Raw genomic sequence first — 13752 nt, forward strand, 5'->3', positions numbered from 1 at the left:
GGAGCCCGCAGAGGAGCTTCAGGAATGGCGAGATGATCACTTCACCTCGTCGGCTTTCGCGCAAGCCGAATTGCATTCAGAGCAGTTCTCTCAAGGAGAGCTTCGGCGAGTGCTGGATCAGCCGTGCCGTCGGCGGCCTCCGTCGCTTCAGAGGAGCTTCAGTGTCTGGAAAAACAATTGCATGACGAGCTTCACGGACTAGGAGACAATCATCCTGCTGCGCCGGTTTAGCGCTGTAACCGGCGACAGTCGCCGGTGCGACGTAAAAGGTGATGACCAAGAGTCGGAGCCAAGTCCATGTCACGAGGGCGAGCGCGAGCTGGCCGATGCTGAACGTTGCGGCGGCAGCGACGAGGGCGACAGCGATGCCGCCCAGAGCGCCGGCTCTCGTGTGGAAGGCCCAAAGATTAACCGTTACGCCGGCGAAGACGGGCAACGCGAAGACTGCAAGCGTGAAGAGCAGCCACGCGAAAACGCTTATGACGAGGAAAACGAGCAGTGGTGCGAAGGTGATCATGGCGGTGGGCTCCGTGAGTCATAGGCCTGACGGTTGTGCCTTTCACCACCACCACGGCGCGAGCGTGAGTATAACCGCAAATAGAAGCCGTCGGGAATGGATGTTCTGCGACGCCTGCAAAGCGATGCACCCGATCCGATGACGTGGCCTTCTCGCGTCATTGACCTTCCGATGTCAGAACCCTGTTAATCGGCTCGGATCCAGAAATCACGTCCACTGGCTAAGGTGCTTGCATAAAACTCTTGAGCGGGCCCATAAGGCGTCAACGTTAGCTCGTTCGAGGTCTGACTCAAGAACAGTAGTACAGAGACTCGTTATGAAGCCCGAAAAACATCGTGCGCATCGAAGGGACCTGAGACGTTGGAAGCTCCACCCGAATTGAATGCTCTTCGGAGCAGCATCGACAATCTGGACGCCGCCCTGATTCACATTCTCGCGGAACGTTTTAGGTGCACTCGAGAGGTGGGAAAACTAAAGGCTCGGCTGCAAATGCCTGCTGCCGATCCAGGTCGGGAGGAGAGACAGACAACAAGACTGCGTGCGCTCGCACAGGCCGCCAACTTTGACCCAGACTTTGCTGAGAAGTTCCTGGCCTTCATCATAACAGAAGTGATCCGGCATCATGATCTTGCTCGTGAAGAGATCGGTAAAGTGTAGAATTGCCTCGTTCAGCATGCGACGCGCGGCCCGTAAAGCTTGACAAGCAAATCCGGCTTCGAAGGATGCGCTGCTACTACGCGGATGTGGACGACTATCCTTGCGTTGCGAGCGGCTCGGTTTTCCTCTCCGCATACTCGGCCGGAGTTGAACCGGCGTCGGATCGACGCTTGGACGTTCTGCGGTAAGGTTCATGTGGGGATCAAAGCGTTGCGCGGGTTAGTCTCACTAGCTCGCCGCAGAAGCATTGCGCAATGCCTTCGGGCAGGAGTCTCGGCAAGGGAGCGCCAGATCGGTGCTTCCAAGCCGGCCAGTCTCGCGGGAGGCGCCAACCTCATCGGCAGCGGCCTGCAAAAAGGTCGAACGTCGGCCCAGTCAATTGATGAAGGCGCCCCAAGGCCGCTCAAGTGGCGCGCCGGGTATTCCGTGATCTTGCGTGCGCCCTGCCAGAGCTCAACAGCCACAATCCTCCGCGAGTTCATAGGTTCATTTTTTCGCGGTGTCCTCGTCTGCGCAGATGATATTTACGCGCTTCGAAAGCGCGTTCCAAAAAACTTAATCAAAGATGAGGACGCGTTGGGGGCCCGTTCCGCGACGTTGAAGGCCATCCAGCACGAGCGTGAAAAACTCTCTCAGCGCGGATCGGCAAAGCTAATTTGCGACGAAGTTTCTACGACCAAAGAGGGCGGCCCGCAAGCCGCCCTACCGCCATTAGCCAGCGTTACTCAAAATTACCGCTGATGTCCGAGTCCAATTCCGAGATTTAAGGCCTTCTGGCGCAGCGCGCCGGCGCTGCGTCTGGTCATTTTTGCTAACTTTATGACCGGGGTCCGAGCCTTCGAATGAACTTTGAGCTCTTTGATATCTGCCTTCGTCCACTCGCGCCGCTTGACGCGTTTCTTTGTTGCTTTTTTCACGATGAATGCTCCTTCTGAGAAGAGCGCTTCTAACATAGTTTTTTCTCAGCGACGACCGTAAAAAAGAACAGTCATCGGAACTCGCGCCAGGTATTAGCTCGGTCATGCCTTCGGAAGACAAGGCGTCTGGACTAGTGCAGCTGTGGAATTGTAAACTTCGTACAGACGCTGTGTAGAGAGGCTTCGCTACAATTGAATGCTCAATCCACGCCTTTCTATTCGAAACTAAGCACGTAGACTAACATGTTCTGGAATGAGCAAGCCAATCGCGATGAACTTGAACAGCTGCATCTCGGGAGGTTGGTGATTTGTATTAAGCCTAGAGTGATCAAACATCGAGCCCTGAGAGACATCGGGGCGGTCTCCTGCTATGGTCACCTTATGACGATTATCGCGCTCGTTCTCTAAACGCCAGGGCTCCCTTGGGGCATGCGCGAATACGAGATCGGTCAGGTCTTCGTGTCGGTCGTTCGGGCTCGGCTCAACGCGTTGGAGTGCACGAAGACATCAGCTCCTCCATTCCGTAGGTTGGATGAAGCCATATCGTCCCTTGGTCGCGTTGAACCACTTCACAGTACGAAAAGCCATTGCATTTATATCCAAACTGAACTTGCGCAATCTAGTCGGCGCACGTGGCCATCAGCAAGGGATTGAGCGGCAAGCCGTCACGCCGATAGCCCTTGCCCGTGCTCAATCGCTTGCCGGGCAGCGCTTTCTGCGCGCGCTGGTTCGTAGCTGCAAAGACACCGGGGGCGGCTACCCATCTTCGCGCTCTTGCGCGATCTCCCGTTTAACCTGACGCTGCATAGCACCCACATCTACCAATTCGAGCCTTTCAAGAGTCTTCCTTCCCTCGTCGGTGATAATCCAGCACCCGGCCTCTCGGTCGATCAGCCTTTGGCCAAAAATATCGAGTTGGGGCGCTCGGCTCGCGATACGCTTCATACGCGCCGGCCACTCTGGGCCGCTGCTGTAATAAATGGCCAAATGCTGTTTAACGACTTCGATGCTCGCCCGTCCGTGCGGCTGGCCGGCAAGTATCTTCAGTATGGACAGCTGAAAACTCACGCGCGCACGCCATCGAGTCGGGGAAAAGCTGCATAATACTTATCCGGAGGGAAGCCGCAGCGCCGTGCGCGGCTTTTCAAAAGAAACCTTGCGCCATAAGCCTAATGAGCAAAATACCCGCCTACCGTCGACGCCGTAAGCAAGGTTCTCGACGGGATCGGCGACATCCTGGGTCAGCGGAGATAGCCGCGTTGGCTACGCGTCTGACGAGGTCTCAACTGCCGTCTTCGACCGATTCGGGATCAGACTACGTCGGTGGTAACCGCGCTGTTGCACATCTTGGCGAATAACATCGCTCACTGAACGCACCGCCCGCTTCTTTCGCTTCCAACTGCCGGCCAACCCCGCAGGGATCGCAAACCCTCGCGGAACGACCAAAAGATCGCGTCTTCCGTTCACATAAATATCGAACATGTCGTCCCTCGGTTGACACCAGCGTAGATCGCCGGTTCATACGTTTGGTGACATCGAAGCAACAGTTGCGCGTAAAGAACTACGCGAGTTGTCTCCTGATTTCGCCCGCACCTGAGAGTGCACGGCGCAATCTCGCTTCTCCTTCACGTGCTCCCGATTGCCTAGAATGCAGGAGCCTTCGCGCGCGCCTTATTGTCGCTAACAGATTCCCCTTATCCGGGCGTCGTTCAAGGCAATAAGCGTTGTAGGCTACCGTCGGATCGATAACGAGCCGGTGAACTGAATTGTCCTTTGGACAGAGGCCTGATCTGTGATGCGAGGGACTTTTGCCGCTCCGACGAATTCGATTGAGCATTTGTCTGCCGTGGCAATTCTCTTTTTTGTTCTGAGTTTATCCCTGATCGCGCGGTCGAATCGTACTCGGATGCTGACGTTACAACGTACGTGAGAACCGTGGCGGGTGCGATGGTGCCGACGGACTCGACGTGTTCACGTCCCAACTTACCGCCCGTTCATAGTGCGATTGAGGATGACGGCGGCACTGGCAGGCTGGCGGCGAAAGTGAGCAATAGGCAGAAGGTAAACGCCGGATCGTATTCCCGTCGCCGCCAGAAACAGCGAGTACAGACACAAGGGCTGTCGTGGATTTCGAAGCGGCAATGAGGCTTGTCCGCTTGTCCTGTGTCGACCTTCTTTGAATGTGGGCATGCTCGGGAGCCAAAGCTCTTCGGCGACGACCTGTTGAGCGTAATCAATCACGAAAGCGCAGCGGGAGGATATCTCACGATCAAGCGCGCAGGTCTGTTCGTTCGGGCAGTCTTTGAGCGGACTTGCATGGTTCTGCTTCTCGAGGTTGGCGGCGCAGAGGACTTTGGTCTGACATAGGCCGCCCACCCGCTGGAGATCGCGCAATACGTCTCCATAGCCGCAGCAGGCGCGTTCTCGGAACCCCGGCAAGCACGACGCGCTTGCTGAGCTGTTCAGGAGAGTAGGCTTTTTGCGCCATGGTTTGAAAGGCAGATGCGGACAGGTCAAGGGCGATCACATCGACGTGCTGCGGGCTCAAGTAAGGCCGGTTCGGATGTCCGGGCCAGGCTCGCGCGCAACCGGCTGAGTAAATGCCTCAACCGTCAAGGGCATTGACGTGTGCAGATTGGCTAACCACGCAGACCCTTTGAGACGGCCATGGCTGCCAGAGGCAGACTTGTTCTTTTTACTAATCAAACAAGACCGATATGTGGGAGCGAATCCTTCGATCCGGATGGCCCTGCCGGTAGGCGGAAAACCCTCCAGCGAGGTCCGCCAGGTGTCGTGAGACAATAGCGCGCGCGCCGATTTGACGCCAGCATCACCAGTTGTTCTCGAATCGAGTGGTCGCCGCGCCCCTGTCCGGGATCACGCTTAGATTACAGATTGACCCACAATCCAATTCGCAGACTCCCTCTGCCGAAGTCAAGCTAACCAGCCCATGCTGGCGGCAATGCGGTCGGGGTTCGGAGCTCAATCACATCGGCGAAGACGGTCCAATCGCGAACACTCTTTTGCTTGCAGAAATCGCTCTCCGCCTGCTGTGCAGCAGCGCACAGCGAGGCGGCATCAACCTTGAACGTCGCCTGACAGGCACGATGTTCGTGCCCGGTATCGTCACAAACGATCTTGATGAACCGAACATTAAATGAAGTCATGGCATCCTCTTCTTGTGGGTTTGCTTATCCACCATTCTGCCATTCGCTCCACAAGTGTATTTGATCTGCCTCAAGCGTCATCCGCAACCGGTTGTCCGCCCCTCCATCGAGATAAGTTTGAAACTTGGTAGCGCGTCTCGCGCGCTCCTGTTGTCGCGCAGACCACGCGGCCTCTGCTTTTCCAGCTTGGCGAGATCGCACTCTGTCTTGCGCCGAGGGATAACGCCTTCTGGTCTGCGCATGCCCTCGACTGACAAAATTGAACGACCGATAACTCGAGGAATGTCTGAAGAGACGATTGAGGGCCGCATGCGCCGTCACGCCCGAGCTGTCGGCTATTGATCTCTATCGATCCATACTCGACCGCTGGCAATATCGAGAGGCCGCTAACTTTACACGCGATACTTGGTGGTCCCACGAGACATTCCCGCAAACACCAGGTCGTCGCGCCAATCGCCGAGCAGAGCCATTTCTGAGGCGCGCCGGCGGCCGAGGCAATCGATGGCGAGACCTATGCGCACGTGATCGTGGGCCAAGATGAGGCAGATTGCCCCTGCGGCCGCGACCGCATAGCCGATGATCACGCTTGTCGCAAGCCAACGTTTCGATGAGCCCAGGGCTCAAGACTTCAGCGCCAAAGCCTTTGACCGGGATCTGCCCGGCAAGGCCACCGATATTGGCAGGCGAGCGATCAATTGAACATCCGCTTGCCGGCTATCGCAACGTTGAGGACAAATGCCGTCGTGGCCCATTCGCGAGCGGTGCGCCTCAAATCAACCCCGCTACACGGTGGCGTGTCCCCTCGCGGATCGCCCGACTTGGGACATGTCGCCAGCCAACGCGGGCCTGTGGGCCCGCAGCAGCCGCTGGAGCTCCGCCATTCTGGATGCGCATCAGCTCTTTTTGACCTGTATCAAATACTGCGGCGACTGCCTACTGATAGAAGTGAGCTTCCCGTCCAAGGTCACACACATGGCAGCAAGAAAGACTTGGCGCCCCATCATCTTTTCATGTCCAGATACCGGCGACCGAGTTCAAGGACTTCTGCCGGACGTGCCCGAGCCGCGTGCCGATGACCTCCACACAATAACCTGCGCCGCGTGCGACGGCGTCCACTTCATCGACCCGCGGACGGGCGCGATGATCGGCGCCGAGCGCAGCTAGGCTCATCCGAATGGGTGTCAAGCGAGCTCCGGCGTCTTCCGGTTCTCGGGGATGCCGCCTCGCTCACAAGGGCGCGGCCGACGTCACAACAACCCAATGCCCCACGTTGACGCCGTGGGACAAAGAGATTTCCCACCAACGAAGGATGTCCGACATGACAGACCACGGGGACATTCGTCCCGCCGCCGGCGAGATCGCGGGAGCGGCAGTCCAGTTCTACTTCTGCAGAACAGCGGTTAATACCAAGCGCCGAGGACCTGAGCTGATCCATATCGATTCGACCAAGGCCCGGGAGTTGTTTCGCGGCGCCAATCCTAATATTTCGGGTGGCGAGCCGATCAAGTCCCGGCACGATAGGTTCAACGGCTCCGCGGCCGATAAAACCCCGGCCGCGGCTGGCGCAATCGGGACCACGCCGCCTGGGCAATATTGGGCTGAGCCTGCTCGCGCGGCGGCCAAGCCATCTCGTGCGTAGTTCAGAAGGTTGCCTGAATTTGTCAGCCGGCAGCGATGAACACCGTCCAAGATCTACTGGGGACCTGACCTGGGAGCGGGTCGAAACGGCGCCGCCCTTTGATCAGGATCTGGAGATTGCCGTGATCGAGGGGAATGCCATTCACCGGGTGGTCTTTCCTTGCCGCCGGGCCTTCGGCGGCTGGATCAAGGCCAAGACCGGAGAACACGTAGCCGTGCAGCCAACGCACTGGCGCATATGGCCAGATGGCGGCGGCCGTCCTGCACAATAGATTGGTGTGAGCTGAGGCGCGTTCTGCTCCGGTGGCCCTCGTGGGAAACAATGTAGAGTCGATCGAATGGGAGGGTCTACCAGGAAGCATGTCGGACCACATCTGGTAAGGCTATGGCACTGCCGCGGCAGCCGCCGCGCTGCCTCTCGTGCTGTCGTCGACAAGATCCGGATGCAGAAGGTCGCGCTGGACCTGATACGCAATGCAATCGAGGCCGTGGTTTCCTGCCCGCGAGGCGAAGTTGCTGTCGACAGGTTTACAGTTGCTCATAAGGACCCCGGCATCAGCGCTGATATCACTGACCGACTGTTCCAGCCCTTTGTCACGACTAAAAGGCATGGCATGAGTGTGGAGCTATCAATCTGCCGGACGATCATCGAGTCACATGGCGGCCATATCGTCGCGCAAGCAAATCCGGGTGGCGGCGCGATCCTTCAGTTCACCGCGCCATTTGTCGAGCTTAGTGAAGAGACAGCATGATTGGGCGGCGCATTCTTGTGATCGACGATGACGCCGCAATGCGGGACTCGCTCGCGTTTCTTCTTGATGTTAACGGTTTCTACGTAGCAACCTATGAGACGGCGACCGCGTTTCTTAATGACGTCGCGAGCGGTCCAGTTGATTGTATTGTGTCGGACATCCGCATGCCGGGTATGAGCGGTTTCGAGCTAGTCGGTAAAGTGAAGGCCAATCGCGTCAACTGCCCCGTCGTTTTAATAACTGGTCATAGCGACGTATCGCTCGCAGTCGAAGCGATGAAAGCGGGTGCGGCCGACTTCCTCGAGAAGCCGTTCGTGGAGGAGCTGCTATTGCGTGCGATCAATAGTGCTCTGGAAGCGCGGCCGACAAAACCAGCCGATGACGCAGCAAAACTCCAGGCGGAAGCCCGCCTCGCGTGCCTCTCGTCGCGCGAGCGTGACGTCCTGCAGGGACTATTAGCCGGCAAGATTAACAAGGTGATCGCCCATGATCTCGGCATCAGTCCCAGGACAGTCGAGGTTTACCGTGCAAACCTCATGGCCAAGACCAATGTCCGCAGCATGTCCGAGTTGATGCGGATCGCCATTGCCGCGGGACTCTAGCACCAGCGCAAATGGCGCGAATGGCTTATTCATGCATTCAAGCTGCGCACTCCTGTCGAACGGACGGTTTTCAGGCGCACCGCACCGAGTGGGTCATGTTGTCGATGACGGCTACCGATGCAACACAGGCTGCTGGTTTCTTGCATCACGACGGCACACGAAGCAGATCAATTACGTCGGCCCACATTTGTGCTCCGATGGACAGCGGGTCTGTCGTCCCGGAGAACGGGGGCTACGGCAGCGTATCGTATGATCATCGAGCGCGTCGACCACGTCGGTCAGCGTACATCGATCGGGATGCCGTCAATATCTGCCTGGTCACCTCCGCGGCCGACCGATGCTGACGGGGATCAGAGCCAAGACGCCCGAACAAGACTTCCTGCGGCAAGCCGAAAGTGGTGGTGGACGACAACTTTTCGGCTGGCTGGAGCTCTTCACGGGTGCGGCCGTGCTTTCCGACGGTTTCCATGGACGCGGCCGAGGAAGCCAGCATGCAGCTTTCTAATCCGGTTTGGCCATGTTTGAGCAAACAAGGGACCGCGCCGCCCCCATTCAAAACGCCCTGCTCATGGCACTTACGGGTAAATACTTAGGGACTTCTACCTAGGGAAAACATCCAAATTTTCGAGTTCGTCAGGAGCAGCCAATCTGCGTCCCATCGATGTCCGCAAGAAAGGGTCCGCCATGCACGCCCAGGCCGCCAAATTTACCGAAACCAGCCGTTATCCGACCGGCGTCTTGCGGGGCAACCTCAACACTTCGGCGGCTAAGTTGATTTACGCCAGCTCAAATTCAAAGCGCGCTACGTTTTTGCCTCGAACGGCGCAGAAAATAGCGGCGTAGAAGGACACCGAATTCGGCTTGGGCGATCTTGTAAGTGGCAGAAACGCTTCCGGCCTACATTGTGCCTCCAGGAGCACCGGAATGACCATCGACCTTTTGCTTCGAGAGCATCGCAACATTGATCTGCTTCTGGCCGCTCTTCAACGCGAATTGGAGATTTTTGAGGGAGGGATCGGTCCCGATTATGAGGTCATTCGCGCGATTATCAGCTATTTCGAGGTTTACCCCGAGCTGTACCATCATCCACAGGAGGACTTGATTTTTTCGAAGCTCAAGGCTCGCGATCCCGATGCAGCTGCAATCGTCGGCGATCTCGCGCTTGAACACCAGGAAGTGGCCGACCGTTTGCACCACTTCGCGCGAGCTATTGACGCCATCCTCGCGGATCGTGAACTCTTTCGGCAAGACGTCGGCGATATCATACGCGACTTTATAGTATGCGAGCGGCGCCACATGATGTGGGAAGAACAAGATTTCTTTCCGGCCGCACTGAAGGCTCTCTCGGCACAGGAATGGACCGAAATCGCTTCCGCCGTCACCGATGATGGAGATCCCCTGTTCAGCGAGACAGCGGCAGCCACTTCGGATGCGCTAAGAGCGCATATTCTGCAATTGGAGCAAGAAGCTGAGGCCGAACGGAGCTCGGTCGCAATTTCGTCCGCCAAGGCTGGCAACCCGTGACACGGCTCCGAGACGTAGGGGCCGTATTGATCAGCGCCGTCTTACAGCAGGAATTAGACCTCATGCTCATCCTGTCGAATGAAAATGGGGGTGTTCGCGGGCATGTAGGCTGCCGCACCGCCAAAATGGCTTTCTGCGCACGATGATCGCTTCCGGTGCCAACGGCATGGCCGAGCCTTCCTGAGCTCTGGTTCCGGCACGTTCCACAATGTGATGTCGCAGGTCCGGCTGTTGCGCAGTGACGCGAAACGGATGCCTCTGATGTCCGCCGCCGTACAACGACGGACGATTGCCGCCGCGCGGGTGGGGCGAAGCACTCCCACCTCTTTCCCAGCCTGGCACGCTCTGAATGATCCGACCGCGGCCGATTCGACCCACAGCACCCCAATTGCCGGGCACTGCTCGCGCGGGCACGTTTAGCACGAACTGCAAGGCGCTGGACGACGTCCTCACTCTGCGCCGAGCCGTGTCGGATCGGAGATCGCCATGATTCAACTGGCCTGTGCTGAGGGCAGGACTACGCTCACGGCTGAGGAGCACCCTATCGGCACCAGTGCCATCTTCAAGCTCGTGACATCCTCCGCGTGGTCCGCTCATAAACTCTCAAACAGAGGCCCAAGACGAAACCCGACCAATGGGTGGAATCGGTCGACCAAGGACTGCCTTAAGCAGGGGTCAAATCAAATCAACCGCTCATGCATTGTCTACGCTTGCAAGATCCTTGGAGCCGGGTTTTTCGTATCGTCGCGCCGAGCATAAGGTTTCCAGGCTGGAAAGCGCACCGAGTTTGCGGCTCGTGCCCTGCGGTGACGCCCGGCATCACCGTCCTCGTCGCGTCGTAATCGTTGCCGACGTGCTCTTGACCGACAAACCTTGGTGTAAGTTTATAAACCTCAGGCTAACGGTCGCATACCACGGCATAATTGAGCTACGCTGAGCTTGTGCTTCAACTGAGCTCAGATTTTCGGCGAATGTCCTTGCCGTGATCGAACCGGCGGTTGTCCTCTCTCCGCCGATGGAAGTCCGCGCGATGCGTCAGCGTCGCTCCTCCCGGACTTTCGCCCGGCCCGCTCAGCGGGGCCGGGCTTTTTTTTATTCCCAAGGCTCCATCGATCATCTACAGCGCAAATGACCGCAACAGATCCGCTTTGTCGGGAAGAGACCCAAGCCCGGATCAATGGCCTCGCGGATCGGATGCAGCGCGCAGTTGGCGGGCGGCAGCGACCATGTTCGCTAGTGCCGGCCGCACTTCCTCCCATTTGCGCGTCTTCAGGCCGCAGTCCGGATTGACCCAGAGCTGCGAATCCTGCAGCCGGGTCCGAGCCAATACCATCAGTTCCTTCATTTCGCCCGCCTCGGGAACGCGTGGGGAGTGGATGTCGTACACGCCCGGTCCGATCTGATTTGGATATTCGTAGTTCCTGAACGCGTCGAGTAGTTCCATTTTCGAGCGCGACGTCTCGATCGAGATGACATCTGCGTCCATTGCAGCGATCGCACCGATGATGTCGTTGAACTCCGAGTAGCACATATGTGTATGAATTTGCGTTTCATCGGCGACGCCCGATGAGCAGATGCTGAAGCAATCCACGGCCCAGTCGAGATAGGCCGTCCACTCAGATCGACGCAACGGCATTCCTTCGCGCAGTGCGGCTTCGTCGATCTGGATCATTGTCGCACCAGCATTCTCGAGATCGCGGACTTCGTCTCGGATCGCGAGCGCAATCTGGCGACAGACCTCGCTTCTGGGAATATCATCGCGAACAAAGGACCAGTTCAAAATCGTCACCGGTCCGGTCAACATGGCCTTCATCGGCTTCCTCGTTAGTGATTGCGCGTAGCGCCACCAGTCCACGGTGATAGGCTTCGGCCGCACCACATCGCCAAACAGGATCGGTGGCCTGACGCAACGCGAGCCGTACGACTGCACCCATCCGTTCCTGGTAAATGCGAAGCCGGCGAGGTGCTCGCCGAAGTACTGCACCATGTCATTGCGCTCGAACTCGCCGTGCACGAGGACGTCGAGACCGATGTCCTCCTGCCAACGTACGGCGCGCGCAGTCTCCTCCTTGAGGAACCTGTCGTATTGCTCGTCACTTATCGCGCCTCGCGCATGCGCCGCACGGGCATTCCGGACCTCTGTGGTCTGCGGAAACGATCCGATGGTCGTGGTAGGAAAAGCCGGTAGTCCGAAACGATTGCTTTGGATCTCGGCACGACGGGCAAATGGGCTCCCGCGTCGACGCATGGTCTGATCGATCGCTTTCATCCGGACAGCGACATTGGCATCACGGATTTTCGGCGAAGTCCGGCGAACAGTCGCGGCACATTCCGACTCGGCAAGAGCTGGCGCAACATTCTGGTCGCCTGCGAGTGCCCGCGCCAGGATCGCAAGCTCCCGCATCTTCTGGACCGCAAAAGCGAGCCAGCTCTTGACGTCGGAAACGAGCCCGGTTTCAAGTTCAACATCGACCGGCACATGAAGCAGCGAGCAGGATGGGGCAATCTGTACACGGTCCTTGCCGAGCTTCGCAATCGCGGGTTCGAGCCGCTGGCGCAGCGACGACAAATTCGACCGCCATACATTCCGGCCGTCGACGACACCGAGCGACATGACGAGATCACTTCGGCCGCCAGCGATGATCTGGTCCAACAACTGTGGCGCTCGAACTAGGTCGAGGTGTAGTCCGGCAACTGGCAGGCTCAACGCGGTATTCAGATTGTCCCCGAGGTCGCCGAAATAGCTGGCAACTAAGATCTTGATGGCCGGCACCTCCTTGGCGAGCCGATCATAGGCATGTCGCAAAGACTGCCGCGCCCTCTCATCCAGATCAAGAACCAGGCAGGGCTCGTCGAACTGAACCCAATTTGCCCCACGTTTGGCCAATTCCTGCAGAACCTCGATATAGGCCGGTAACAGTTCATCCAGTAGTGAGAGTGGCTGGAACGCAGGATCGGGACTCTTGCCGAGCTTTAGGAATGTGACCGGCCCGATCAGGACAGGGCGGGTCTGAAAGCCAAGGGCCTTGGCTTCCTCATACTCCTCGATCGGCTTGCGAGAGCATAGCCTGAAAGTCTGCCCTCTGTGAAACTCGGGCACCATGTAGTGGTAGTTGGTATCGAACCACTTGGTCATCTCCTGAGCGGGTGCGCCAAATCCGCGCGGTCCGCGACCGCAACTCGCATCCTGATCGTCGCATTGTGACCCCCGGGCCATGGCGAAGTACGTCTTCAGCGAAACGGATTCGGCGTTCGAAGCGTAAATCTCTGGGATGGCGCCAACCATGACACTTGTGTCGAGCACCTGATCATACAGCGAGAAATCGTTCGATGGAATGACGGTGACGCCGATAGATTTCTGACGAGCCCAGTTTGCGGCACGCAGGCCAGCTGCGTCCTCGAGCAACTGCAGTTCGCTGCGTTTTCCCGCCCAGTAGCTTTCAAGAGCGAGTTTGAGCTCGCGCCTTGGACCGATGCGTGGCGTTCCAAGCGTGGCAACCGGAAGGGAGAGAAGAGACATAAGTTAACCCCATGTTGGGGGCAAAGGCCGTGGCGGACGCAGGCAGGGGAAGTCGCGCGGTGCGACGGCTGCTTGGCGCACCACCGGGACACCCCGCCCGTGGACGAATAATTGTCGGGGCAGGTCTCCTGGCTCGCGGGTCATCGCTTCTGTCCGGCCTTCCCGAAGCCGCGCAGGCTTCAGTGACATCGTTGGACAGCGGCTTGCCGCTCACAGTTGCGGGGGCAGCGCCGGCATTGTCACCGGCTTCCCTCTTAGCTCCGGATCAAGTGGGACCGGAGAACCTCGACGATTTGGATTATCGGCAAGACAAGTCTTCCGTCAACCTCTCAGATTATGTCGCAAGCTGGTGCTGCAGCATCCGCTACGCGAATGACCGCGCATCCTTATCGCTGAGTCGATGTAGATGCGCTCTGCAGTCAGCGATATTGTGATGACCATCGCAGCTGCCCTCTGGC

General features: G+C 58.0%; 12 protein-coding genes, 1 pseudogene and 1 riboswitch. Of the genes and pseudogenes, 7 read left to right on the plus strand and 6 right to left on the minus strand.

What is annotated here, in order from left to right:
* Window positions 1-76: 76 nt before the first annotated feature.
* On the minus strand, window positions 77-517 hold the full coding sequence (locus tag BRAGE_RS49530) for a hypothetical protein (RefSeq protein ID WP_231164272.1): 441 nt from the start codon (window positions 515-517) through the stop codon (window positions 77-79).
* Window positions 518-877: 360 nt separating this feature from the next.
* Between BRAGE_RS49530 and BRAGE_RS53165 the strand changes: the two genes are divergently transcribed.
* Window positions 878-1174: a chorismate mutase gene (locus BRAGE_RS53165; protein ID WP_084334757.1), complete on the plus strand. Its 297-nt coding sequence runs from the start codon at window positions 878-880 to the stop codon at window positions 1172-1174.
* A gap of 731 nt (window positions 1175-1905) precedes the next feature.
* Here BRAGE_RS53165 and BRAGE_RS53170 read toward each other — a convergent pair.
* The 4 genes and pseudogenes from BRAGE_RS53170 to BRAGE_RS53175 all read right to left on the minus strand — a co-directional run bounded on the left by BRAGE_RS53170 (window position 1906) and on the right by BRAGE_RS53175 (window position 5258).
* Entirely contained in the window at window positions 1906-2127 is a 222-nt protein-coding gene (locus BRAGE_RS53170) for a hypothetical protein (protein WP_084334759.1), read from the minus strand.
* Window positions 2128-2564: 437 nt separating this feature from the next.
* Window positions 2565-2679 (minus strand): annotated as a pseudogene (locus tag BRAGE_RS56075) (cold-shock protein); the annotation flags it as partial.
* 168 nt (window positions 2680-2847) lie between these two features.
* Window positions 2848-3159, minus strand: a complete 312-nt coding sequence (locus BRAGE_RS49535) for a hypothetical protein (protein WP_231164271.1) — start codon at window positions 3157-3159, stop codon at window positions 2848-2850.
* A 1871-nt stretch (window positions 3160-5030) separates the two neighbouring features.
* A complete protein-coding gene (locus BRAGE_RS53175; protein WP_028146387.1) occupies window positions 5031-5258 on the minus strand; it encodes a hypothetical protein in 228 nt (75 codons plus the stop codon).
* Between the two features lie 576 nt (window positions 5259-5834).
* Here BRAGE_RS53175 and BRAGE_RS57630 point away from each other — a divergent pair.
* The 6 genes from BRAGE_RS57630 to BRAGE_RS0128740 all read left to right on the plus strand — a co-directional run bounded on the left by BRAGE_RS57630 (window position 5835) and on the right by BRAGE_RS0128740 (window position 9774).
* Complete coding sequence (locus BRAGE_RS57630; RefSeq protein WP_283808067.1) at window positions 5835-5957, plus strand: hypothetical protein; 123 nt, start codon at window positions 5835-5837, stop codon at window positions 5955-5957.
* A gap of 126 nt (window positions 5958-6083) precedes the next feature.
* Window positions 6084-6422, plus strand: a complete 339-nt coding sequence (locus BRAGE_RS49545) for a hypothetical protein (protein WP_027562717.1) — start codon at window positions 6084-6086, stop codon at window positions 6420-6422.
* A gap of 154 nt (window positions 6423-6576) precedes the next feature.
* Entirely contained in the window at window positions 6577-6897 is a 321-nt protein-coding gene (locus tag BRAGE_RS0128725; protein ID WP_141263261.1) for a hypothetical protein, read from the plus strand.
* Between the two features lie 442 nt (window positions 6898-7339).
* Entirely contained in the window at window positions 7340-7648 is a 309-nt protein-coding gene (locus BRAGE_RS0128730; protein ID WP_027562719.1) for an ATP-binding protein, read from the plus strand.
* Window positions 7645-8250 (plus strand): response regulator FixJ, encoded by a 606-nt coding sequence (gene fixJ, locus BRAGE_RS0128735; RefSeq protein ID WP_027562720.1) that lies wholly within the window; start codon window positions 7645-7647, stop codon window positions 8248-8250. The genes BRAGE_RS0128730 and fixJ overlap by 4 nt, the downstream gene beginning before the upstream one ends.
* Before the next feature lie 924 nt (window positions 8251-9174).
* A complete protein-coding gene (locus BRAGE_RS0128740) occupies window positions 9175-9774 on the plus strand; it encodes a hemerythrin domain-containing protein (RefSeq protein WP_027562721.1) in 600 nt (199 codons plus the stop codon).
* A gap of 1174 nt (window positions 9775-10948) precedes the next feature.
* On the opposite strand, the gene metE is transcribed toward BRAGE_RS0128740, so the two are convergent.
* Window positions 10949-13294 carry a 5-methyltetrahydropteroyltriglutamate--homocysteine S-methyltransferase gene (gene metE / locus BRAGE_RS0128745; protein WP_027562722.1) on the minus strand — a complete coding sequence of 782 codons (2346 nt, stop codon included), beginning with the start codon at window positions 13292-13294 and terminating at the stop codon, window positions 10949-10951.
* A gap of 101 nt (window positions 13295-13395) precedes the next feature.
* Window positions 13396-13597, minus strand: a riboswitch (cobalamin riboswitch).
* Window positions 13598-13752 lie beyond the last annotated feature (155 nt).

This window comes from Bradyrhizobium genosp. SA-4 str. CB756 (genome assembly GCF_000473125.1).
GTDB lineage: Bacteria > Pseudomonadota > Alphaproteobacteria > Rhizobiales > Xanthobacteraceae > Bradyrhizobium > Bradyrhizobium arachidis.